Annotated in this window: 17 protein-coding genes and 1 pseudogene; 6 read left to right on the top strand and 12 right to left on the bottom strand. The window is 65.2% G+C overall.

The window, feature by feature from the left end; all coding sequences use genetic code 11:
• Positions 1-226 precede the first annotated feature (226 nt).
• On the bottom strand, positions 227-1,717 hold the full coding sequence (gene guaB / locus AC0L3P_RS17335) for an IMP dehydrogenase (protein ID WP_275167297.1): 1,491 nt from the start codon (positions 1,715-1,717) through the stop codon (positions 227-229).
• A gap of 402 nt (positions 1,718-2,119) precedes the next feature.
• Between guaB and AC0L3P_RS17330 the strand changes: the two genes are divergently transcribed.
• Positions 2,120-3,610 carry an MFS transporter gene (locus tag AC0L3P_RS17330; RefSeq protein ID WP_473303224.1) on the top strand — a complete coding sequence of 497 codons (1,491 nt, stop codon included), beginning with the start codon at positions 2,120-2,122 and terminating at the stop codon, positions 3,608-3,610.
• 104 nt (positions 3,611-3,714) lie between these two features.
• On the opposite strand, the gene AC0L3P_RS17325 is transcribed toward AC0L3P_RS17330, so the two are convergent.
• Both AC0L3P_RS17325 and AC0L3P_RS17320 read right to left on the bottom strand, forming a co-directional pair.
• Positions 3,715-4,401, bottom strand: a complete 687-nt coding sequence (locus AC0L3P_RS17325) for an RlmE family RNA methyltransferase (RefSeq protein WP_007592230.1) — start codon at positions 4,399-4,401, stop codon at positions 3,715-3,717.
• Position 4,402: 1 nt separating this feature from the next.
• On the bottom strand, positions 4,403-5,470 hold the full coding sequence (locus tag AC0L3P_RS17320; protein WP_473303222.1) for a Ppx/GppA phosphatase family protein: 1,068 nt from the start codon (positions 5,468-5,470) through the stop codon (positions 4,403-4,405).
• A 211-nt stretch (positions 5,471-5,681) separates the two neighbouring features.
• Here AC0L3P_RS17320 and AC0L3P_RS17315 point away from each other — a divergent pair, with 211 nt between their 5' ends.
• Positions 5,682-8,054 carry a xanthine dehydrogenase family protein molybdopterin-binding subunit gene (locus AC0L3P_RS17315; protein ID WP_473303220.1) on the top strand — a complete coding sequence of 791 codons (2,373 nt, stop codon included), beginning with the start codon at positions 5,682-5,684 and terminating at the stop codon, positions 8,052-8,054.
• A gap of 125 nt (positions 8,055-8,179) precedes the next feature.
• Here AC0L3P_RS17315 and AC0L3P_RS17310 read toward each other — a convergent pair whose 3' ends face one another.
• Positions 8,180-8,980 (bottom strand): hypothetical protein, encoded by an 801-nt coding sequence (locus tag AC0L3P_RS17310; RefSeq protein WP_473303218.1) that lies wholly within the window; start codon positions 8,978-8,980, stop codon positions 8,180-8,182.
• Positions 8,981-9,121: 141 nt separating this feature from the next.
• Between AC0L3P_RS17310 and AC0L3P_RS17305 the strand changes: the two genes are divergently transcribed.
• The 3 genes from AC0L3P_RS17305 to AC0L3P_RS17295 all read left to right on the top strand — a co-directional run bounded on the left by AC0L3P_RS17305 (position 9,122) and on the right by AC0L3P_RS17295 (position 12,577).
• Entirely contained in the window at positions 9,122-9,619 is a 498-nt protein-coding gene (locus tag AC0L3P_RS17305) for a YaiI/YqxD family protein (protein ID WP_473303216.1), read from the top strand.
• A gap of 8 nt (positions 9,620-9,627) precedes the next feature.
• Positions 9,628-11,433, top strand: a complete 1,806-nt coding sequence (locus AC0L3P_RS17300) for an ABC-F family ATP-binding cassette domain-containing protein (RefSeq protein WP_473303214.1) — start codon at positions 9,628-9,630, stop codon at positions 11,431-11,433.
• A gap of 64 nt (positions 11,434-11,497) precedes the next feature.
• Positions 11,498-12,577: a D-TA family PLP-dependent enzyme gene (locus AC0L3P_RS17295; protein ID WP_473303211.1), complete on the top strand. Its 1,080-nt coding sequence runs from the start codon at positions 11,498-11,500 to the stop codon at positions 12,575-12,577.
• Between the two features lie 69 nt (positions 12,578-12,646).
• On the opposite strand, the gene AC0L3P_RS17290 is transcribed toward AC0L3P_RS17295, so the two are convergent.
• From AC0L3P_RS17290 to AC0L3P_RS17255, 8 genes and pseudogenes are all read right to left on the bottom strand, one after another.
• Positions 12,647-13,873, bottom strand: coding sequence for a BaiN/RdsA family NAD(P)/FAD-dependent oxidoreductase (locus AC0L3P_RS17290; protein ID WP_473303484.1), 1,227 nt, complete (start codon positions 13,871-13,873; stop codon positions 12,647-12,649).
• Positions 13,870-14,787, bottom strand: a complete 918-nt coding sequence (locus AC0L3P_RS17285) for an SDR family NAD(P)-dependent oxidoreductase (protein ID WP_473303207.1) — start codon at positions 14,785-14,787, stop codon at positions 13,870-13,872. Before AC0L3P_RS17285 ends, AC0L3P_RS17290 begins: the two co-directional genes overlap by 4 nt.
• Positions 14,788-15,070: 283 nt before the next feature.
• Positions 15,071-15,550, bottom strand: coding sequence for a MaoC family dehydratase (locus AC0L3P_RS17280; protein WP_473303205.1), 480 nt, complete (start codon positions 15,548-15,550; stop codon positions 15,071-15,073).
• Entirely contained in the window at positions 15,551-17,269 is a 1,719-nt protein-coding gene (locus AC0L3P_RS17275; RefSeq protein WP_473303200.1) for an AMP-binding protein, read from the bottom strand. It lies immediately after the preceding gene.
• Positions 17,269-18,168 (bottom strand): annotated as a pseudogene (mmsB, locus tag AC0L3P_RS17270) (3-hydroxyisobutyrate dehydrogenase); the annotation flags it as partial. The pseudogene mmsB and the gene AC0L3P_RS17275, both read right to left, overlap by 1 nt.
• 21 nt (positions 18,169-18,189) lie before the next feature.
• The gene (locus AC0L3P_RS17265) at positions 18,190-19,257 is read right to left on the bottom strand and encodes an enoyl-CoA hydratase/isomerase family protein (protein ID WP_473303198.1); all 1,068 of its coding nucleotides are present in this window, start codon (positions 19,255-19,257) and stop codon (positions 18,190-18,192) included.
• Positions 19,254-20,399 (bottom strand): isobutyryl-CoA dehydrogenase, encoded by a 1,146-nt coding sequence (locus AC0L3P_RS17260; protein WP_473303195.1) that lies wholly within the window; start codon positions 20,397-20,399, stop codon positions 19,254-19,256. The genes AC0L3P_RS17265 and AC0L3P_RS17260 overlap by 4 nt, the downstream gene beginning before the upstream one ends.
• Before the next feature lie 24 nt (positions 20,400-20,423).
• Positions 20,424-21,920, bottom strand: a complete 1,497-nt coding sequence (locus AC0L3P_RS17255; protein WP_094896561.1) for a CoA-acylating methylmalonate-semialdehyde dehydrogenase — start codon at positions 21,918-21,920, stop codon at positions 20,424-20,426.
• Between the two features lie 101 nt (positions 21,921-22,021).
• Here AC0L3P_RS17255 and AC0L3P_RS17250 point away from each other — a divergent pair, with 101 nt between their 5' ends.
• Positions 22,022-22,936 carry a LysR family transcriptional regulator gene (locus tag AC0L3P_RS17250; protein WP_354204118.1) on the top strand — a complete coding sequence of 305 codons (915 nt, stop codon included), beginning with the start codon at positions 22,022-22,024 and terminating at the stop codon, positions 22,934-22,936.
• Positions 22,937-22,948 lie beyond the last annotated feature (12 nt).

Genomic DNA, 22,948 nt, shown 5'->3' with positions numbered 1-22,948 from the left:
CGAACGGAAGCGGAGCGAGCGGAGCACGTCAATACAAAAGCGACGGAGCGTAGTTGCAGGACAGCGCGGCAAATGGAGTTTAGTACACGCCAACCACGCCCTCGCTGTCATCGCCCGACTTGATCGGGTGATCCAGTATTCCAGAGGGGGTCGTGGTCGAGCCGAGAAGCCGCGGCGTACTGGATGCCCCGGTCAAGCCGGGGCATGACAGCGGAATGTGGAGCGCCTAACCCCCGCCCGGATAGTTCGGCGCCTCGCGCGTGATGGTGACGTCGTGGACGTGGCTTTCGCGCAGGCCCGCTCCGGTGATGCGCACGAACTGCGCCTTGTTGTGCAAGTCCTGGAGCGTCCCTGCACCGACATAGCCCATCGCAGCGCGCAGGCCGCCCGCGAGCTGGTGCATGACATTGCCGACCGGGCCCTTGTAAGGCACCTGCCCTTCGATGCCTTCGGGCACGAGCTTGAGCGTGTCCTTGATGTCCTGCTGGAAGTAGCGGTCGGCCGAGCCGCGCGCCATCGCGCCGACCGAGCCCATGCCGCGATAGGCCTTGTAGGAGCGGCCCTGCCACAAGAACACTTCACCGGGCGTCTCGTCGGTGCCGGCGAGCAGCGAGCCGACCATCGCGATGTCGGCACCGGCAGCGAGCGCCTTGGCAAGATCGCCGGAGAACTTGATGCCGCCGTCGGCGATGACGGGGATGTCGGACTTCTTCGCCGCCTCGACCGCATCCATGATCGCGGTGAGCTGCGGCACGCCGACGCCGGCGACGATGCGCGTGGTGCAGATCGAGCCCGGGCCGATGCCGACCTTGATGCAGTCCGCGCCTGCATCGATCAGCGCCTGCGCACCCTCCGAGGTCGCGACGTTGCCGGCAACGACCTGCACGGAATTGGACAGGCGCTTGATGCGGTTGACCGCATGGAGCACGTGACGGGAATGGCCGTGCGCGGTGTCGACCACGACGAGATCGACGCCGGCATCGATCAGCCGCTCGGTGCGCTCGAAGCCGCTATCACCGACCGTGGTGGCGGCGGCGACGCGCAGGCGGCCCTGCGCGTCCTTGCAGGCCAGCGGATGGGCGACCGCCTTCTCCATGTCCTTCACGGTGATCAGGCCGACGCAGCGATATTGCTCGTCGACCACGAGCAGCTTCTCGATGCGGTGCTGATGCAGCATCCGCCGTGCCTCGTCCTGGCTGACATTCTCGCGCACCGTGACGAGACCTTCGTGCGTCATCAGCTCGGAGATTTTTTGCTGGCGGTCGGTGGCGAAGCGGACGTCGCGGTTGGTGAGAATGCCGACCAGCTTGCCCGGCGTGGACTTGCCCGCACCGGTGACGACGGGAATGCCCGAGATGCCGTGATCGCTCATCAGCTTGAGCGCGTCGTCCAGCGTGGCGTCGGGGCTGATGGTGAGCGGGTTCACCACCATGCCCGACTCGTAGCGCTTGACCTGCCGCACCTGGGCGGCCTGCCCTTCCGGATCGAAATTGCGATGGATGACGCCGATGCCGCCGGCCTGCGCCATGGCGATCGCCATGCGGGCTTCGGTGACCGTGTCCATGGCGGAAGCCATGATCGGGATGTTGAGCGGAATGGCGCGGGTGACGCGGGAGCGGATGTCGACCTCGCCCGGCATGACGTCCGACAGGCCCGGCTTCAGCAGCACGTCGTCGAACGTGAGGGCTTCGCGAATGCCTTGTTGCACCGTGGCCATGTGCCAACTCCTTCCGCGGCCCTGCCGCAAATAGCTATGGATGAGCGCCGCCCTCGGCGTACCTTGCGGCAACGCCGGAGAATCGGAGCCCATCGGTGGGGTTGACGCGGGTCGATAGCACGGGCGGGCGACGAATCAAAGCAAATCGGACCGCCGGCCAGCCATGCACAGGCTATTTTTGGGCAAGTTCGGCCGCGGATAGCCGGCGGCGGCTCGTGCTGGCGGATTGCGTCCACGACCTCCGGTGCCGATAGATCATCGCCATCTCCGGCACGGGACGCGCACCCACCTGGGCTCACGCAGGATTTAGGTGCCATGCGTCGATCCGCAATGGTCGCGGCCCAGCGGCGGTGATAAGCCGCAATTCGCGCCCTTCCTTCCGATTTCCCTTACCAATCCGTCATGGTCGACAAGCAACGCGTCATCCCGCTGATCGTGGCCACTGCTCTCTTCATGGAGAACATGGACTCGACGGTGATCGCCACGTCCCTGCCCGCGATCGCGGCCGACATCGGCACCAGCCCACTGACGCTCAAGCTCGCGATCACCTCCTATCTGCTGTCGCTTGCGGTATTCATCCCGGCGAGCGGCTGGACCGCCGACCGGTTCGGCGCGCGCATGGTCTTTGCGATTGCCGTCGGCGTGTTCATGGTCGGCTCGGTCGGCTGCGCGCTCTCGACATCGGTCACCGACTTCGTATTCGCGCGCATTTTGCAAGGCATGGGCGGGGCGATGATGACGCCGGTCGGGCGCCTCGTGCTGTTGCGGTCGGTCGACAAGAGCGCGCTGGTCAATGCCATGGCGTGGGTGACGGTCCCTGCCCTGATCGGCCCCGTGATCGGGCCGCCGCTCGGCGGCTTCATCACCACCTATGCGTCGTGGCACTGGATCTTCCTGATCAACATCCCGATCGGGCTGCTCGGCATCTTCATGGCCTTGCGCTTCATCGATCCCATCAAGAGCGAGGAACGGGAGCCGTTCGACCTCTACGGCATGGTGCTCGCCGGCCTCGGGCTCGCCGGCATCGCCTTCGGGCTGTCGGTTGCCGGCCTCAATCTGCTGCCATGGAGCACGGTTGCCGCCCTGGTCGTCGGCGGATCGATCTCGATGACGCTGTATGTCCTTCACGCGCGGCGAACGGGGTCGCCGGTCCTGGACTTCACGCTGCTGAGGCTGCCGACGCTGCGCGCGGCCATTCTCGGCGGATTCATGTTCCGGCTCGGCATCGGAGCGCTGCCGTTCCTGTTGCCGCTGCTGATGCAGATCGGCTTCGGCCTCTCGCCGTTCAAGTCCGGCCTCGTCACGTTTGGCTCCTCGCTGGGCGCCATGGGCATGAAGGCGCTGGCCGCACGCATCATCCGAGCTTTCGGCTTCCGCAACCTGATGACGGTGAACGCGATCATCAGTGCGGTTTTCCTCGCCGCCTGTGCCCTCTTCACCGTGACGACGCCGCTGCTGATCATCATGATCATCCTGGTGGTCGGCGGCTTCTTCCGTTCGCTCGAGTTCACCGCGATCAACACGGTGGCCTATGCCGAGGTCGAGCACGCGCAGATGAGCCGCGCCACCACGCTCGTCAGCGTCAACCAGCAGCTCGCGGTCTCGGCCGGCGTCGCCGTCGGCGCCGCGTCCGTGGAGACGACGATGTGGCTCAGCCACGCCAGCGAGCTCAACGCCACCGTGTTCGCGCCGGCCTTCCTCGTGGTCGCCCTGACTTCGGCGGCGTCGAGCTGGTTCTTCTGGCAGATGCCCGCCGATGCCGGCCACGAAGTCTCCGGCCGCAAGGCCGTGGAGATCGCGAGCCGCAAAGGTGCCGGCAAGGGCGCGGAGAAGGCGGCCGTGAAGGCCGCAACCGAGGATACGCAGGACGTGCGGGATCAGCGGCTGGGGTAGCCCAACTCGTCATTGCGAGCGAAGCGAAGCAATCCAGAATCCCTCCGCGGAGACAGTCTGGATTGCTTCGTCGCAAGAGCTCCTCGCAATGACGGAGTTTGTTGCTATTCCGTCGCCCCGCCCCGAAACCCCGTCGCGAGAACGTAGCGCTCCGAGGAATCCGCACGGCTCGCGGCGGGCTTCACATGACGCACCGTGGCGAAATCGCGCTTGAGCTGGGCGAGCAGCTCGGCGTCGGCGCCGCTCTGGAACGCCTTTGCCAGGAAGGTCCCGCCCGGCTTCAGCACATCGCAGGCGAATGCGGCGGCAGTCTCGATCAGGCCAACGATGCGAAGCTGGTCGGTCTTGCGATGACCGGTGGTATTGGCAGCCATGTCGGACATCACGATGTCGGCGCCGCCGTCGAGCATCGCCTTGAGCTTGTCCGGCGCGTCATTGTCCATGAAGTCGAGCTGTGCGAACTCGACGCCGGCAATCTCGGGGATTTCGAGCAGATCGATCGCGATGACCTTGCCCTTGCCGTCGACCGAGCCGACACGCTTGGCGGCGATCTGGCTCCAGCCGCCCGGCGCCGCGCCCAGATCGACCACTGCCATGCCGTGCTTGAGCAGCCGGTATTTGTCGTCAATCTCGAGCAGCTTGAAAGCGGCGCGCGAGCGATAGCCCAGCGCCTTCGCCTTCACCACATAGGGATCGTTGAGCTGCCGCTCCAGCCACAGCTTGGACGACAATTTGCGCTTGCCGTGGGTCTTGACCTGGACGTGCAAGCGGCCGGTGGTGTCCTTGGCCATCTCACCAGCTCCTGAGCGCGCCGTCTTCGCGCATCATCTCGACCAGCATGCCTTCGCGCAGGCCCCGGTCGGCGACGCGCAGGCGTGGCAGCGGAAAGGCGCGGCGGATCGCGTCGAGGATGGCGCAGCCGGCCAGGACGAGATCGGCGCGCTCGATGCTGATGCAGCTGTTGCCGGCGCGCTCCTCGTAGCTCATGCCGAGCAGCTTGTTGATGGTCGCGGTGACGTCGGTATCGTTCATCCAGACGCTGTCGATGCGGCGGCGGTCGTAGCGGGCGAGGTTGAGATGGATGCCGGCGAGGGTCGTCACAGTGCCTGACGTGCCGAGCAGATGCATGTCGGCGAGATCGCCGCCATGCTGTTCGGCGAACGGCTTGATGTGGTGGGCGACCTCGCGCTCCATGGCGGCGTAGATGTCCGGTGTCACGTCGCGCCCGCCGAACTGCTCGGCAAGGGTGACCACACCGAACGGAATCGACATCCAGGCTTTGATGCGCGGCTCCGGATTTGCGGCGTCGCGCTCGATCCGCACCAGCTCGGTCGAGCCGCCGCCGATGTCGAACAGGATCGCGCCGCGGCCCCTGGGATCGACCAGCGGCGAGCAGCCGAGCACGGCAAGCGCCGCCTCGGTCTCGCGGTCGATAACCTCGAGCTCGATCCCGGTCTCGGCCGCGACGCGGCTGCGAAAGCCTTCGGCGTTCGAGGCGGCGCGGCAGGCTTCGGTGGCGATCAGCCGCAGCCGCCGCGCTTTGCGCAGGTTGATCTTGTCACGGCAGATGCCGAGCGCCACGATGGCGCGCTCGATCGCGGCCTCGCTGATGCACCCCGTTGCCGAGACGCCCTCGCCGAGCCGGATGATGCGCGAGAAGGAATCGACCACGCGAAACCCGTCGTGGGTCGGACAGGCGATCAGGAGCCTGCAATTGTTGGTGCCGAGGTCGAGCGCCGCGTAGACGCCGGTTCCCGGCGCTTGCGCGCCGACGGCCGGTTCAGTGGCGAACGCCGCCGCCATCGACCCCAGCTCACCGTGCGGCGCAAGGCCGTCGCGGAGCCGCGTGTGGTCATTCATACAAACTGTCTTTCCGCGGCCGGTTGGGCCGATCTGGAATTGCTTTTTCGCCTGAAACATTAGCAGCGCGCCAATCCTGCGCAACAACGCATCACATGGGACCATGCCCATTCGTGCGTTGTCGTGAACGGGCCGGTAGGTTATTTTTGAAGGGTCCGGTCCCCCAGGCGCCCCCCAAACCGCGCAATTGCCGGCTTTTCAGGTCAATTCCATGCAAGAACACACCAAATCCTCCACGCTCGAAAACGCTATTGCACTGCAAAAATATGGCGTCGGGCAGCCGGTCCGCCGCAAGGAGGACGATACCCTGGTGCGCGGCAAGGGCCGCTACACCGACGATTTCAACCTGCCCGGCCAGGCCCATGCCGTGATCGTCCGCTCGACCCATGCCCACGGCGTCATTCGCGGCATCAACATCGACGCCGCCAGGGCGATGCCGGGCGTGCTGGGGGTGTGGACCGGCAAAGACCTCGATGCGGCCGGCTACGGCCCCTTCACCTGCGGCCTGCCGCTGAAGAGCCGTGACGGCTTGCCCCTGCTCCAGACCAACCGCCAGCCGCTCGCAACCGACAAGGTCCGCTTCGTCGGCGATCCCGTCGCCTTCGTGGTGGCGGAGACGCTGGCCCAGGCGCGCGACGCGGCCGAGGCGGTCGAGCTCGATATCGAACCGCTGCCAGCGGTGACCGACCCCGAGCAAGCCGCAAAACCCGGCGCGCCGCAACTCTACGACCACATCCCGAACAATGTCGCGCTCGACTACCACTATGGCGACATCCAGAAGGTCAACGCCGCCTTCGCCAGCGCCGCGCACGTCACCAAGATCGACATCGAGAACACCCGCGTCGCAGTTGTCTCGATGGAGCCGCGCGTGGGGCTCGCCTCCTTCGACAAGAAGACCGAGCGTTACACACTTCAGGTGCCAACGCAGGGGGTGGCGGGTAACCGCGCCAATCTCGCCAAAAACCTGAAAGTGCCGAACGAGAACGTGCGTATTCTCACCGCGAATGTCGGCGGTTCGTTCGGCATGAAGAACATCAACTACCCCGAATACATGTGCATCCTGTACGCGGCCAAGGAATTGGCACGGCCGGTGAAATGGCTGGACGAACGCTCGACCAGCTTTCTCTCCGACAGCCACGGCCGCGCGCAGAGGATCCATGCCGAACTGGCGCTCGACCCCGAGGGCCATTTCCTCGCGGCAAAGCTCGAAGGCTACGGCAACCTCGGCGCCTACATCACCGGCGTTGCGCCCGGCCCGCTTTCGCTCAACACTGGCAAGAATTTTTCCAGCGTCTACCGTACTCCGCTGATGGCGGTGGACATCAAGGTGGTGCTGACCAACACCACGTTGATGGGCGCCTATCGCGGCGCCGGCCGGCCCGAGGCCAACTACTACATGGAGCGGCTGATCGACCGCGCCGCCGACGAGATGGGCATCAATCGCCTGACCTTGCGCAAGCGCAACTTCATCAAGCAGAACCAGATGCCGTTCGCCGCGTCCTCCGGCGTCACCTATGACAGCGGCGACTTCCAGGCTGTCTTCAACAAGGCGCTCGAAATCTCCGATCACGAGAATTTCGCCAAGCGCAAGAAGGAGAGCAAGAAGTCCGGCAAGCTGCGCGGCATCGCCGTCGGCTCCTATCTGGAGGTGACCGCACCTCCCGGCGTCGAACTCGGCAAGATCGTGTTCGATCCCGATGGCTCGGTGCAGCTCATCACCGGTACGCTCGATTACGGCCAGGGCCACGCATCCGCATTCGCGCAGGTGCTCTGCCAGCAGCTCGGGGTGCCCTTCGACAGCGTCAAGCTGGTGCAGGGCGATAGCGATATCGTCCACACCGGCAATGGCACCGGCGGCTCGCGCTCGATCACTGCGACCGGCATGGCGATCGTGGGCGCCGCCAAGCTCGTGATCGAAAAGGGCAAGCGCGCCGCAGCGCACATGCTGGAGGCATCCGAGGCCGACATCGAATTCGAAGGCGGCAACTTTACGATCGCCGGCACCGACCGCAGCATCGATATCATGGAGCTCGCCAAGCGCCTGCACGACGGCAAGGCGCCGGAGGGCGTACCCGACAGCCTCGACGTCGATCACACCAGCGAACCGGTGCCGTCGGCCTTCCCGAACGGCTGCCATGTCGCCGAGGTCGAGATCGACCCTGAGACCGGCGTGGTTCAGATCGTGCGCTACAGCGCGGTCAACGATTTCGGCACGGTGATCAATCCGCTGCTGGTCGCGGGCCAACTCCATGGCGGCGTCGTCCAGGGCATCGGCCAGGCTCTCATGGAGCACGTTCGCTACGACGAGAGCGGCCAGCCGATCACGGGCTCGCTGATGGACTACGCTCTGCCGCGCGCCGAGGACGTTCCGAACATGACGGTCGGCGACCACCCGGTACCGGCCACGACCAATCCGCTCGGCAGCAAGGGCTGCGGCGAAGCCGGCTGCGCCGGCAGCCTGTCGACAGTGGTGAACGCGGTGATCGACGCGCTCTCCGACTACGGCATCAAGCACATCGACATGCCGCTGACCCCGGAACGTGTGTGGCGCGCGATCCAGGATGCGAAGGGGAAAGCGGCGTAAGTCACGCTCTCTCCTTCGTCATGGCCGGGCTTGACCCGGCCATCCACGCCGTGAGGCATCAAGAACGTGGATGCCCGGGACAAGCCCGGGCATGACGGTGTTGTGGCGATGTGCCTTTTTCGCGCCTACGCCGCCGCCTGCTCGCGCGGCTGGTAGATCGCGGTGTGCTGGCAGTGCGCCAGCGGCGTCGTGCCGTTGGCGACGACGAGTGCGTCGAGCTCGACGAAGCGGTGGCCTTTCTTCTCGTAATTTCCAGTGACTTTGGCCCGCGCGGTGATCTCGTCACCGGCGCGTGCGGCTGACAACAGTTGCATGCGGCTGCCGACATGAATCCAAGGGCCGAGGATGGTATTGTCCACCAGCACGCGGTTCATGACGCGCTGGATCAGGCCGGGGTGGCCGAGCCCCTCGCGCGCGAAGATCGGATCGGTCTCCCTGACATCAGCGAGATAATCGGCTGCATCCTGACCGGCCCAACGGCGCGGCGTCGTGCCCAACCATTTGCCGGTCTCGAATGTTGCCGGGCTGACCGGCTTGCGCTCTGCAATCGCGGGGACCTCGACATAGTCGCTCAACGACACCGCAGCCGCAGTCGCCGGCAGCGACGCCGTGCCGGTGGCACAGAGCTCGGTGCGGCTGAACACCTCGATCGTGAGCAGGCCGTTGTGCTCGGTCGCGTCGACGTCGGCGGTTTCGCCGTCATAGACCGGCTTGATGAAACGCGCCTCGATCAGCCCGCGCGACAGGAAATCGCGGCCCCAGCACGCCACCGGCACATGCATCATGTAGGCGAAGACGTCGACGCCGGGGACCAGCCCGCCGGAAAACCCGAAGCGGCGCGCCACATTGTCGTCATGCATCTTGTTTTCGGATTGCTTGGCCGTGTTGTAGGCCTCGACGCGATAGGTTTCGAGCCGGTTCGGCATGGCTTGGCTTTCCCCAAATTCTTGTTGTTTCGGACCAATCGTAGGCCCTGAGGAACCGGGGTCAATCCCCTCGCCTTTGCGGCCCGAATGGGGTACCACGCGGCTGCTGCGGAACCGCTTCGCAAGCCCCATCTACGGACAATGACGAACCCTCAAAACACCACCCGCATCTATGTCGACGCCGACGCCTGTCCGGTGAAGGACGAGATCTATCGCGTCGCCGGCAGGCACGGCCTGCCCGTGAGCGTGGTCGCGGGCAATTTCATCCGCGTGCCCCAGGATCCGCTGATCGAGCGGGTCGCCGCGGGTGCCGGCATGGACGCAGCCGATGACTGGATCGCGGAACGCGCCGGGCCCGGCGATATCGTCATTACCTCGGATATTCCACTCGCGAGCCGCTGTGTAAGGGCCGGCGCCGATGTGATCGCGTCCAACGGCAAGGCGTTCACCGAGGAATCGATCGGGATGACGCTGGCGGTCCGCAACCTGATGACCGATTTGCGCTCGGCCGGCGAAGTCACCGGCGGTCCGAAATCGTATTCACCGCGCGACCGCTCGACGTTTCTGTCGACGCTCGACCAGACCATCCGCCGCATCCAGCGCCGCCGCGCCGACCAGGCCGCAACAAGACAGGACTGAGACACCGCATGGCGCCACCGCTGATTCAACTGCGCGATATCAAGCTGACGTTTGGCGGCACGCCGCTGCTCGCGGGCGTCGAACTGTCGGTTTCGACCGGCGAGCGCGTCTGCCTGATCGGCCGCAACGGTTCCGGCAAATCGACGCTGCTCAAGATCGCCGCCGGCCTGGTCGAACCGGATGACGGCAGCCGTTTCGTGCAGCCCGGCGCCACCATCCGTTACCTGCCGCAGGAGCCGGATTTTTCCGGTTTCTCCACTACGCTTGCCTATGTCGAGGCCGGCCTCAATGCCGGCGACGACCACTATCAGGCGCGCTATCTGGTCGAGCAGCTCGGTCTCAGCGGCGAAGAAGATCCGGCGCACGTCTCCGGCGGCGAAGCGCGCCGCGCCGCGCTGGCGCGCGTGCTGGCGCCCTCGCCCGATATCCTGCTGCTGGACGAGCCGACCAACCATCTGGATCTTCCGACCATCGAATGGCTGGAGGGCGAACTGGAGAGCCGCCGCTGCGCGCTGGTGATCATCAGCCACGATCGACGCTTCCTGGGCAATCTCTCGCGCAGCACCGCCTGGCTCGACCGCGGCCAGATCCGGCAGATCGACCGCGGCTTCAGTGCCTTCGAGGCCTGGCGCGATGAGGTGCTCGCGGAGGAAGAGCGCGACCAGCACAAGCTCGACCGCAAGATCGTCAACGAAGAGCACTGGTTGCGCTACGGCGTCTCGGGCCGCCGCAAGCGCAACGTCAAGCGGCTCGGCAATCTCCACGCACTACGCGACCAGCGCCGCACCCATCGCGGCGCGACGGGCAACGCCAACCTCGCGGCTGCCGAAGCCGACAAATCCGGCAAGCTCGTCATCGAGGCCAAGAATATCAGCCGGTCCTATGGCGAGCGAAAGATCGTCGACGGCTTCTCGATCCGCGTCCAGCGCGGCGATCGCATCGGCATCGTCGGCCCGAACGGCGCCGGCAAGACCACGCTGATCGAGATGCTGACCGGCGGCAGCGCACCGGACAGCGGCAGCATACGGCTCGGTGCCAACATCGAGATGGCGACGCTCGACCAGCATCGGGAAAGTCTCGATCCGAAGACGACGCTGGCCGAAGCGCTCACCGGCGGCCGCGGCGACCATGTCATGGTCGGCGGCAAGCCGAAGCATGTCGTCAGCTACATGAAGGACTTCCTGTTCGCCCAGGAACAGATGCGCACGCCGCTGGAGGTACTGTCGGGCGGTGAACGCGGCCGGCTGATGCTGGCGCGCGCGCTGGCGAAGCCCTCCAACCTCCTGGTACTGGACGAGCCGACCAACGACCTCGACCTCGAGACCCTCGACGTCCTCGAGGAAATGCTCAGCGACTACGAGGGCACCGTGATCCTGATCAGCCACGATCGCGATTTTCTCGACCGCGTGGTGACGTCCGTGATCGTCCCCGAGGGCAATGGACGCTGGCTCGAATATGCCGGCGGCTATACCGACATGCTGGCCCAGCGCGGCGCCGACGTGAAGCGCGCGACAGCGAAGGCCGTCGAAGAGACGAGAGAACAGCGATCAGCCGCGCCTTCCGGCGTCGCGAGACGACGGCTGACCTTCAACGAACAACACGCGCTGGAGACGCTGCCCAAGACCATCGCCAAGCTGCAGGCCGAGATCGCCAAGCAGCAGCGCTTCCTTGACGACCCCGATCTCTTCCGCAAGGATCGCAAGCGCTTCGATCAGGCCTCCGACGCCCTGACGAAGGCGCAAAAGGAATTGGCCGAGGCCGAAGACAAATGGCTGGAGCTCGAAGTGCGGCGCGAAGAGATTGAACAGGCCTAGCGTGCATTTCGCAAAAGTGGGCACCGCTTTTGCAAACAGATTGCGCGCCAACTCAGAGACTTCCATGACAACGACCCTTGCCGCCAAGATCGCCCGCGAATACGGCACGCCCTGCGCCGTCATCGACATGGACAAGGTCGAGCGCAACATCGCCAGGATTCAGAAGGCTTGCGACGACGCTGGGATCGCCAACCGTCCTCACATCAAGACGCACAAGAACCCGACGATCGCCAAGATGCAGATCGCGGCCGGTGCCAAGGGCATCACCTGCCAGAAGCTCGGTGAAGCCGAGATCATGGCCAATGCCGGTGTCGACGACATTCTGATCAGCTACAATTTGCTCGGCGATGAGAAGATGGCGCGCTTAGGGGCGCTGCAGGCAAAGGCCAACATGACCGTCGCCGCTGACAATTCGACCGTCGTTGCCGGCCTGCCCAAGGCTGCCGCCGCCTCAGGCCGACCGCTGTCGGTCGTGGTCGAATGCGATACCGGCCGCAAGCGCGCCGGCGTCGAGACCCCCGCCGAGGCAATCGCGTTGGCGCAGGAGATTGCTGCATCCAAGGGGCTCGAGTTCGCCGGCTTCATGCTCTACCCGACCGAGAACGGCTGGGCGGATGCGCAGAAATTCTATGACGAAGCTCTGGCCGGCGTGCGCGCGCACGGGCTGGATGCAAAAATCGTCTCGACCGGCGGCACGCCCAACCTGAAGAATATCGGCAAGCTCAAGGGCGGCACCGAGCACCGCTTCGGCACCTATATCTATAACGACCGCATGCAGGTCGCCGCCGGCTCCGCCACCTGGGACGATTGCGCGCTGCACATCTTTTCGACCGTGGTCAGCCGCGCCGCGCCTGAGCGCGGCATCCTCGACGCCGGCTCGAAGACGCTGACGACGGACACCGGCGGCCTCGACGGCCACGGCCTGATCCTGGAGCACCCCGAAGCCAAGATCGCACGCTTTGCCGAGGAGCACGGCTTCCTCGACCTCTCCCGCAGCAACACCCGGCCTAACGTCGGCGACGTTGTCCGCATCGTGCCCAATCATGTCTGCGTCGTCGTCAACATGATGGACGAAGTCGTGATGGTGCGCGGCGAGGAGATCATCGGCACGCTGCCGGTGGCGGCACGGGGAAAGCTGAGGTAGGGCTCCATGGGATGAGTAGAGCGCAGCGAAACCCATCGACCCTACCTGAATGATGGGTTTCGCTGCGCTCTACCCATCCTCCAGGGCGAGCCGTCGCAACACACTCCTGCCCGCCACAGCCCCCGTCGCAAACGAAGCCTGGAGCAAATAGCCACCGGTCGGCGCCTCCCAGTCCAGCATCTCACCGGCTGCGAACACGCCCGGCAGCTTGCGGATCATGAAGTCGGTGTCGAGCTCGTCGAACGAAATCCCGCCGGCGCTGGAGATCGCGCGCGCGATCGGCGCGACGTCCATGAGCTTGACCGGCACGGCGTTCATGAGCTCCGCCAATTGTTCAGCCGACATTGCCGACAACGACCGGCCAGCACCGATGGCGGCTTCCTGTAACAATCCGACCGCAACGGGAGAAAGCTGCGCAGCCTTGCGCAGGAAATTGGAGAACGATTGCTTGCCGCGCGAGGCGGACAGGCGCTTGACGAGTTCGCCATGATCGACATCCGGCCGTAAGGCGGCCTGCAGGACCGCTGCGCCGTTCGTTGCGATCGCGTCGCGCAGTTCGGCCGACAATGCATAGATCGCTCCGCCCTCGATCCCGCCGCTTGTGATCATGGCCTCGCCGCGCACGCGGTGTGGGCCGAACGACAGCGTGATGCCCTTGAGCGGTTGGCCTTCGAAGCGCGTGCGGAAGATTTCGGACCAGTCGACGGTGAAGCCGGAGTTCGCCGGCCGCAGCGGCGAGATCGCAACGCCTTTGTCGGCCAGGATCGTCGTCCAGCCGCCATCGGAGCCTAGTCGCGGCCAGCTTGCGCCGCCGAGTGCCAGCACCGTGGCATCCGCGGCGATGGCAACGCCGCCGCCGTGTGCGTCAAAGACCAGTCGTCCGTCGCCGTCCCAGCCCAGCCAGCGCTGGCGAAAGGCAAAGCGGACGCCGGCCGCATCGAGGCGCCGCAGCCAAGCCCGCAGCAAGGGCGAGGCCTTGAACGATTTCGGAAACACACGCCCGCTGGAGCCGACAAAAGTCGGCTCGCCCAGCGCCTCGCTCCAGGCCCGCAGCGCGTCCGGCGGAAACGCGTCGATCGCAGCCTGCAACCTCTGCGCCGCCTCGCGGTAGCGCGTGATGAACTGAGGCAGCGGTTCACTGTGGGTGAGATTGAGTCCGCCGCGGCCCGCCATCAGGAATTTGCGGCCCGCGGACGGCATCGAATCGTAGACGGTGACGCGAGCACCACCCTGCGCGAGCACCTCCGCCGCCATCAGCCCGGCAGGGCCGGCGCCGATGACGGCGACGGCTGTCAGAGTTTAACTCCGGCACGCGCCGCCGCCTGCGCCACATACTTCTGCGTCTGCTCGAAAGCCCCCTGCAACGCCTTCGCTTTCGACATGTCGCTGATCTCGGCGAAATGCGCCGCGATCGCGTCCGGGGTCCACTCGGACTCCGGCAGGTTGATGCCTTCGCTCTCGACGATCTTGATCACCGCGAACGAGCCGGCGCCAGCGCCCATGATGGTGCGGGTCGGCGCATCCTCGCTCAGCATGTACTCGACCGCGGGCGTGATCGCATTCGGCTTCATCAACTGCAGCGCCTGCGGCGGCAGCAGCTCTTCCGTCATGCGGGTCGCTGCCGTCGGCGAGATGATGTTGACGCGGATGTCGCTCTTGCGGCCCTCTTCCGCCAGCACGTTCATCAGGCCGACCATGCCGGACTTGGCCGCACCGTAATTGGCCTGACCGAAATTACCGTAGAGGCCGGAGGACGACGTCGTCAGCACGATGCGACCATAATTGCGATCGCGCATGCCGGCCCAGGCCGCCTTGCAGCAATAGAAAGTGCCGACGAGGTGCACGTCGAGCACCTTCTGGAAATCGGCCGCTTCCATCTTGCCGAACGACTTGTCGCGCAAAATGCCGGCATTGGCACACAAGAGGTCGACGCTGCCCCACTCCTTGGTGGCGCGCTCGACCATCGCGGTGACCTGCTCGAAATTGGAGACGTCGGCGCCGTCGGCCATGGCGATGCCGCCGGCCTTGCGGATCTCCTCGACCACGGCTTCCGCGGGCGAGAGCGAGCCGCCGCTGCCGTCGCGCGCGCCACCGAAATCGTTGACCACGACTTTCGCGCCGCGGCTTGCCAATCCCAGCGCATGCGCCCGCCCGAGGCCATTGCCCGCGCCTGTGACGATGGCGACGCGTCCGTCGAACCTGATTGCCATTGTGCTTCCTTTCTTCCTTCTCCCCTTGTGGGAGAAGGTGGCATAGGCGGCCTACGGGCCGCCGTCCTTAAAACGAACGCCGACGCGTAGCGTCGGCTACGGCGCCGGATGAGGGGTCTCCATCGACAGCGGAGCTCGTGGAGGGATACCCCTCACCCGGCTTCGCGTTCCGCGAAGCCACCCTCTCCCGCAGGGGGAGAGGGTGAGAAAGCTTCGCGAGCGATTTGGACAGCTTTTGAGCAGCGATGGGTTGCCGGGTCAAGCCCGGCAACGACTGTTAGCCTCAGGCGAAATAGATCAACCCCAGCCACTCCGCGACCAGCGCGGGCTTGTCCTCGCCTTCGATCTCCACCGTGACGTTGGTGCGCGACTGCAATTCATTCGGCTTGCGCAGCTTGGCTTCCGCCAGCACGAAACGGCCGCGAACGCGTTTTCCCGAACGCACCGGCGAGATGAAACGCAGCTTGTCGAAACCGTAATTGACGCCCATCGTGGTGCCCGCGATGACGGGCATCACCTCGTAGGACATGATCGACAGCAGCGACATCGTGAGGAAGCCGTGCGCGATGGTGGTGCCGAACGCCGTCTCCTTCTTCGCACGCTCCGGGTCGACGTGAATGAACTGGTGATCCTCGATCACGTCGGCATAGGTGTCGATACGGGGTTGGTCGATCAGGTGCCACGACGACACCCCGATCTCCTTGCCGACCATGGCTTGATAGGCCTGAAGCGCAATCGGCGGCTTCTTCCAGACTTCGTTCACTTAGGTCTCACTCCGTGTTTTCGGCAGCTCCGGAAAATCCTCTTCGCGGAATTCCCGGCCGCGCAGAGGATCGTTGCGGTCGTCGTCGCGCTCGAGACGTCTGAGCTGGACGCGGCGGATCTTTCCCGAGATCGTCTTCGGCAGCTCCGTGACGATCTCGAGGCGACGGATGCGCTTGAACGGCGCAAGGCGCGTGTGCAGATGCCTGAAGATGGAGAGCGCAGTTTCCGGCGAGCGCTCCGCGCCGGATGTCAGCAGCACAAAAGCCTTGGGAATCGCGAGCCGGATCGGATCCGGGCTCGGCACCACGGCGGCTTCTGCGACGAGCTCGTGCTCGAGCAACACGCTCTCGAGCTCGAACGGGCTGATGCGGTAGTCGGAGGATTTGAACACGTCGTCGGAGCGGCCGACGAAGGTGAGATAGCCATCGTCGTCCTCGAACACGACGTCGCCGCTGCGATAAAGCTCGCCTTCGGCGCCGGACAGCCCTCCGTTGTCGCCCTGATAGCCCTGCATCAGGCCCGCGGGGCGGTTTTCGCCGAGCACCAGAGCCACCTCGCCCTCCTTGGCCGGATGACCATCGGCGTCACTGACCTGCACGCGATAGCCCGGCAGCGGCCGGCCCATCGAGCCGACCTTGATCTTTTGACCCGGCGAGTTGCCGGCGAGCGCCGTCGTTTCGGTCTGGCCGTACCCGTCGCGGATGGTGAGGCCCCAGGCGGCCTGCACCTGGTCGATCACTTCCGGGTTGAGCGGCTCGCCGGCGCCGCAGACCTCGCGCAAAGCCACCTTGAACGAAGCCAAATTCTCCTGGATGAATAGCCGCCACACCGTCGGCGGCGCGCACAGCGTGGTGACACCGCAGCGGCCGATGGTGGCAAGCAGGCCCTTGGCATCGAAGCGCGGCTGGTTGACCACGAACACGGTCGCGCCCGCGTTCCACGGCGCGAAGAAGCAGCTCCAGGCATGCTTGGCCCAGCCGGGCGAGGAGATGTTGAGATGGACGTCGCCGGGCTTCAGCCCGATCCAGTACATCGTCGAGAGATGGCCGACGGGATAGCTGCGCTGGCTGTGCCGCACCAGCTTTGGCTTTGCGGTCGTGCCCGAGGTGAAATAGAGCAGCATCGGGTCATCGGCGTTGGTCGGGCCGTCGGCTCTAAAGCTGTCCGACGCCTTTGCCGCGTCATCATAGGTAAGCCAACCGTCGGAGGGCTCGCCCACGACGATGCGGACGATATTTTCGGCGCCAAGACTTGCGAACTTCGCAACCTGGTCCTGCGCTGCCACCACCGCCTTTGCCTGGCCGCGATCGAGCCGGTCGCGCAGCTCGTCGGCGGTGAGCAGCGTCGTCGCGGGAATCACGACCACGCCAAGCTTGATCGCGGCCAGCATTGTCTCCCATAGCGGAACGACGTTGCCGAGCAGCAGCAGGAGATGATCGCCGCGCCTCAAGCCCTGCGCGCGGAGGAAATTCGCGACCTGGTTGGAGCGGCGCGACAATGCCCCGAACGCGAGCTTGGTCTGCCGGTCCTGCGCGGCATCGACGATCCAGAGCGCAGGACGATCCTTGCTGTCCCCATTCGCCGCCAGCTCGGCGTCGAACCAGTCGAGTGCCCAGTTGAAGGGAACCGGATCCGGCCAGCGGAAGCCGTTGACGGCTGTCTCGTAGTCCGTGCGGTTGTGAAGCAGAAACGCGCGCGCTTCCTGAAATGTCGTCATCAAGCTTTCCCGGCTAGACTCCTAACGTGCTTGATAATTCCGGAAAAATCCACCCCGCCCTGGCCGGCTGCGTCGAATGACTGATAGATCTCCTGCGCATGCTTGCCGAGCGGTGTTGCCGCGCCGGCGGCCTTGGCGGCGTCCTGCGCCAGCGTCAGATCCTTCACCATCAGCGCCGAAGCAAAGCCCGGCTTGTAGTCGTTGTTGGCGGGCGAGGTCGGCACCGGCCCGGGCACCGGGCAATAGGTCGTCAGCGACCAGCACTGGCCCGACGAGGTCGAGGCGACGTCGAACAGCGCCTGATGCGAGAGCCCGAGCTTCTCGGCCAACGCGAACGCCTCGCTCACCGCGATCATGGAAATGCCGAGGATCATGTTGTTGCAGATTTTTGCCGCCTGACCCGCGCCGGCACCGCCGCAATGCACGATCTTCTTGCCCATGTTCTCCAGCACGGGCTTTGCCGCTGCAAACGCGTTGTCCTCGCCGCCGCACATGAAGGTGAGCGTCGCACCCTTGGCGCCGCCGGTGCCGCCGGAGACCGGCGCGTCGACCGAAAGCACCCCGTGCTTGACCGCCAGCGCATGCGCCTGGCGCGCGCTCTCGACGTCGATGGTGGAGGAGTCGATGATCAACGCACCCTTGGCCATGGCGGGAACGACCTCGCCCCACACGCCGAGCACATGCTTGCCGGCCGGCAGCATGGTGACGACCACGTCGGCGCCTTTCACGGCGGCCGCAGCGCTCTGGGCGATGCCGGCACCGTCGGCCTTGGCCTGGTTGCGGGAGGCCTCGGCGAGGTCGAAAGCGACGACCTTGTGGCCGGCCTTGACCAGATTGGCGGCCATGGGGCCGCCCATGTTGCCGAGACCGATGAATGCGATCGTGGCCATCGTGATTTCCTCCGCTGAACGTTTCGTTGATTAGTTGAACTTCAATTCGTCTGGGCCGATCTCGGCGAGATAGTGCGCAAGCATGTCGGGCGTGACGTCCTCGATCCGCGACGGCGACCAGGTCGGATTGCGATCCTTGTCGATCACGGCGGCGCGCACGCCTTCGCGAAAGTCGTCGCTGCGGAAGACTTCCAGCGCAGCGCGATATTCGCGCACCAGGCATTCTTCCAGGCTCGACGCGGTGCGCGCGAGCCGCAGCAGCTTGAGCGTCACCACCATGCCGCGCGGCGATTTTTCGTTGAGCGTCTTCAATGTCGCCAGCGCGAACTCGGAGCCGTCGCGCCTCAGAGCTGCAAGGATGTCTTCCATGCGGTTGAAGCCGAACAATACGTCGATCGCCGGCTCCTTTGCGGCGACCGGCCCCGCGGTCTCCCCAGTCGCAAAACCGTTGATGAGCTTGCTGACATCGGCCGCGGTGACGCCCTGGCGAACCTTGGTCAGCGCGTCGCGCAACTCGGGGCATTTGGCTGCCGTGACCACCGCGTCTGCAAACCTGGCGTGGATCGCATCGGGGCCGTTCATGGTCTGGCCGGTCAGGCCGAAATAAGTGCCGATCTCGCCCGGCGCGCGTGACAACAGCCATGTGCCACCGACATCTGGGAAGAAACCGAGCCCGACCTCGGGCATCGCGAGCCTGGTGCGGTCGGTCACGATTCGATGGCTCGCATGCGCCGAGAGTCCGACGCCGCCGCCCATCACGATGCCGTCCATGAAGGCGACATAGGGTTTTGGGAATTTCTTGATCCGGGCGTTGAGGATGTACTCTTCCCGCCACAAAATCTTGCCGAGGTCACCGTCGACCTTCGAGCTCTCCCAGAGCGCGCGGATGTCGCCGCCGGCACACAGGCCGCGCTCGCCGGCACCTTCCAGCACGATCAAGGCAACGGCTGGATCGGCCTCAAAACGGTCGAGCGCCTTGTCGATGTCGCGAAACATCTCCAGCGTCACGGCGTTGATGGCCTTCGGACGGTTGAGCCTGATAATGCCGGCCGAGCCCTCGACCCGCGCGACCAGATCGCCCTCCTCCGCTCCACTCATCGCGCGCCCTCGATCAATTTGCGCGCCACGATCAGCCGCATGATTTCATTGGTGCCTTCGAGAATCTGGTGCACGCGCAGATCGCGCACGATCTTCTCGATGCCGTATTCGCTGAGATAGCCGTAGCCGCCGTGAAGCTGGAGCGCCTGGTTGGCGACCTCGAAGCCGGCATCGGTGCCGAAGCGTTTGGCCATGGCGCAGAGCATGGTGGCGTCGGAATCCTTGCGATCGAGCGCAGCGGCGGCACGCCATAGGAACGTGCGGGCGGCCTCGAGCTCGATTGCCATGTCGGCGAGCTTGAATTGCAGCGCCTGGAATTCGTCGAGGCGCTTTCCAAACGCCTTGCGCTCCTTCATGTAGGCGCGGGCCTTGTCGAGCGCTACTTGCGCGCCGCCGAGCGAGCATGCCGTGATGTTGAGACGTCCGCCGTCGAGACCGGCCATCGCGATCTTGAAGCCGACGCCCTCCTCGTTCAAGCGATTGGCGACCGGAACGCGGACGTTCTCGAAGATCACGGCGCGGGTCGGCTGCGCGTTCCAGCCCATCTTGCGCTCATTGGCGCCGAACGAGACGCCCGGGGTCTTGCCATCGATCACGAGGGTGGAGATGCCGCCGGGACCCTCGCCGCCAGTGCGCACCATCGCGACCAAAAGGTCCGTGCCGCCGGCGCCAGAGATGAACTGCTTCTGGCCGTTGAGGACATAATGATCGCCCTCGCGCACGGCGCGGGTGCGCAGCGCCGCCGCGTCCGAGCCGGCGCCGGGCTCGGTCAGGCAGTAGCTCGCGATCAGCTCCATGGTGCAGAGCTTGGGCAGCCATGTGTGGCGCTGGGTGTCGCTGCCATAGGCATCGATCATCCAGGACGCCATGTTGTGGATGGAGATGAAGGCCGAGGTGGTCGGACAGCCGGTCGCCAGCGCCTCGAAGATCAGCGCCGCGTCGAACCGTGTCATGGCGGAGCCGCCGACATCCTCGCGGATGTAGATGCCGCCCATCCCGAGGGTGGCGGCCTCGCGCATGACCTCGACGGGGAAGTGCTTCTCCTCGTCCCAGCGCAGCGCGTGCGGCGCGATCTTCTCCGCCGCAAACGCCAACGCCATCTCGCGAACCGCGATCTGATCCTCGTTCAGAGCGAACTGCATCTGTTAGCTTCGCTCCAACGAGGGTTACTTCATCAGCGGGATCGAGAACTCCGCGCCTTCCTTGACGCCGGACGGCCAGCGCGAGGTCACCGTCTTGGTTTTGGTGTAGAAGCGCACCGAATCCGGGCCGTGCTGGTTGAGATCGCCGAAGCCCGATTTCTTCCAGCCGCCGAAGGTGTAATAGGCGATCGGCACCGGGATCGGCACGTTGATGCCGACCATGCCGACATTGACCTTGGCCGCGAAGTCGCGCGCAGCATCGCCGTCGCGGGTGAAGATCGCAACGCCGTTGCCGTAATCATGCTCCGACGGCAGCGCCAGCGCTTCCTTGTAATCGTGCGCGCGCACGACCGAGAGCACGGGGCCAAAAATCTCTTCCTTGTAGATCCGCATGTCCTTGGTGACGTTGTCGAACAGCGAACCGCCGAGATAGAAGCCGTTTTCGTAGCCCTGCATCTTGAAGCCGCGGCCGTCGACGGCGAGCGTCGCGCCTTCCTTGATGCCGATGTCGATATAGCCTTTGACCTTCTCGACCGCCTCGCGCGTCACCAGCGGACCGTAATCGGCGGACGGATCGATCGAGGTGCCGATCTTGAGCGACTCGACGCGCGGGATCAGCTTTTCCATTAGGCGGTCGGCAGTGGACTTGCCGACGGGAACGGCGACCGAAACCGCCATGCAGCGTTCGCCGGCCGAACCGTAGCCGGCGCCGATCAGTGCGTCGACCGCCTGGTCCATGTCGGCGTCTGGCATGATGATGGCGTGGTTCTTGGCGCCGCCAAAACACTGGCAGCGCTTGCCGGTCTGGGCTGCGCGCTCGTAGATATATTGCGCGATCGGCGTGGAGCCGACGAAGCCGACGGCCTTGATATCGGGATCGTCGAGGATGGCGTCGACCGCTTCCTTGTCACCGTTGACGACATTGAGGATGCCGGCGGGCAGGCCCGCCTCGATCATCAGCTCGGCAAGCATCATCGGCACGCCGGGATCGCGCTCCGACGGCTTCAGGATGAAGGCGTTGCCGCAGGCAATTGCGGGAGCGAATTTCCACATCGGGATCATCGCCGGGAAATTGAACGGCGTGATGCCGGCGACGACGCCGAGCGCCTGACGCATGGAATAGATGTCGATGCCGGGGCCGGCGCCTTCGGTGTATTCGCCCTTCATCAGATGCGGAATGCCGCAGGCGAATTCCGCGACTTCGAGGCCGCGCTGGATGTCGCCCTTGGCGTCCGGGACGGTCTTGCCGTGCTCGCGGGCGAGCAGTTCGGCGAGCTTGTCGTAGTCGCGCTGCACCAGTTCGACGAACTTCATCATGACGCGGGCGCGGCGCTGCGGGTTGGTCGCAGCCCATTCCGGCTGCGCGGCGCGGGCGTTCTCCACGGCGGCGCGGACCTCGGCCTTGGACGCCAGCGCCACCTTGGCCTGGACGTCACCGGTCATCGGCTCGAATACGTCGGCGGTGCGGCCCGAGGTGCCCTTGACCTCCTTGCCACCAATGAAATGTCCGACTGAACGCATGGAATGGTCTCCTTGAGGCGAGCTTGAACGCTTTGACAAATCCTATCGACCTGCATTTTATAGGATTCAAGTCTGAGATAATGCACCATAGATGTGCGAAAATGCTGGATCAAGGCGCTATCGACTGGGACGACTTCCGCTTCGTGCTGGCCATCGTGCGGGGCGGCTCGGTTTCGGCTGCGGCAAAACAGCTCGGCGTCGACCATGCCACCGTGATCCGCCGTGTCGACCGGCTGGAGAAGCACCTGTCGGCCAAGCTGTTCGACCGTCGCAAGACCGGCTACCTGCTGACAGAGGCTGGCCAGCGCGTCGCAGACAGCGCGGAAGCCATGGAATCGACCATCGTCGCCAACCAGGAGCAGGTCGGCGGGTCGGTGGCGCGGTTGACCGGCACGGTGCGGATCGGCGCCCCCGACGGCTTCGGGACCGCGTTCCTAGCGCCGCGGCTCGGAGCCTTCGCCGACCGGTATCCCGATCTCGATTTGCAACTCGTGGCCACCGCGCGGCTGTTCAGCCTCTCCAAGCGCGAGGCCGATATCGCGATCAGCCTGACCATGCCGAAGGAAGGCCGCATCGTCGGCCGCAAGCTGCTCGACTACCGCCTCGGGCTCTATGCCGCGCCCGCCTATCTCGACCGCTTCCCGAAAATCACCTCGCGCGAGGTCCTGCCGCAGCATCGCTTCGTCGGCTATATCGAGGAGCTCTTGTTCACGCCCGAGCTCGACTATCTGCCGCAGGTGTCGCCCAAGATCTCCGCACGCTTGCGCAGCGCCAATCTGATCGCCCAACTCAACGCCACGCTCGCCGGCTTCGGTATCGCCGTGCTGCCGCATTTCATGGCGGCCGACTATCCGCAGCTGATTGCGGTACTGGCGGAAGAGGTGTCGATCACCCGCACCTTCTGGATGCTGATGCACGCCGACAGCAAGGACCTCGCGCGAATTCGCGCGGTGGCGGATTATATTTCCGAGATTGTAGAACGCGAGCGGGCGCTGTTTGCGGGGCGGACTTCGTAGGGTGGGTTAGCC

Source organism: Bradyrhizobium sp. WSM4874 (assembly GCF_055811835.1).
Note: the sequence above shows the minus strand (reverse complement) of the source record. Positions and strands in the feature narration are given on the sequence as shown.

Excerpts from the sequence above, each read along its gene's own strand:
- guaB (WP_275167297.1), bottom strand. The coding sequence starts at position 1,717 with ATGGCCACGGTGCAACAAGGCATTCGCGAAGCCCTCACGTTCGACGAC.
- AC0L3P_RS17330 (WP_473303224.1), top strand. The coding sequence starts at position 2,120 with ATGGTCGACAAGCAACGCGTCATCCCGCTGATCGTGGCCACTGCTCTC.
- AC0L3P_RS17325 (WP_007592230.1), bottom strand. The coding sequence starts at position 4,401 with ATGGCCAAGGACACCACCGGCCGCTTGCACGTCCAGGTCAAGACCCAC.
- AC0L3P_RS17320 (WP_473303222.1), bottom strand. The coding sequence starts at position 5,470 with ATGAATGACCACACGCGGCTCCGCGACGGCCTTGCGCCGCACGGTGAG.
- AC0L3P_RS17315 (WP_473303220.1), top strand. The coding sequence starts at position 5,682 with ATGCAAGAACACACCAAATCCTCCACGCTCGAAAACGCTATTGCACTG.
- AC0L3P_RS17310 (WP_473303218.1), bottom strand. The coding sequence starts at position 8,980 with ATGCCGAACCGGCTCGAAACCTATCGCGTCGAGGCCTACAACACGGCC.
- AC0L3P_RS17305 (WP_473303216.1), top strand. The coding sequence starts at position 9,122 with ATGACGAACCCTCAAAACACCACCCGCATCTATGTCGACGCCGACGCC.
- AC0L3P_RS17300 (WP_473303214.1), top strand. The coding sequence starts at position 9,628 with ATGGCGCCACCGCTGATTCAACTGCGCGATATCAAGCTGACGTTTGGC.
- AC0L3P_RS17295 (WP_473303211.1), top strand. The coding sequence starts at position 11,498 with ATGACAACGACCCTTGCCGCCAAGATCGCCCGCGAATACGGCACGCCC.
- AC0L3P_RS17285 (WP_473303207.1), bottom strand. The coding sequence starts at position 14,787 with ATGGCAATCAGGTTCGACGGACGCGTCGCCATCGTCACAGGCGCGGGC.
- AC0L3P_RS17275 (WP_473303200.1), bottom strand. The coding sequence starts at position 17,269 with ATGACGACATTTCAGGAAGCGCGCGCGTTTCTGCTTCACAACCGCACG.
- AC0L3P_RS17265 (WP_473303198.1), bottom strand. The coding sequence starts at position 19,257 with ATGAGTGGAGCGGAGGAGGGCGATCTGGTCGCGCGGGTCGAGGGCTCG.
- AC0L3P_RS17260 (WP_473303195.1), bottom strand. The coding sequence starts at position 20,399 with ATGCAGTTCGCTCTGAACGAGGATCAGATCGCGGTTCGCGAGATGGCG.
- AC0L3P_RS17255 (WP_094896561.1), bottom strand. The coding sequence starts at position 21,920 with ATGCGTTCAGTCGGACATTTCATTGGTGGCAAGGAGGTCAAGGGCACC.
- AC0L3P_RS17250 (WP_354204118.1), top strand. The coding sequence starts at position 22,022 with ATGCTGGATCAAGGCGCTATCGACTGGGACGACTTCCGCTTCGTGCTG.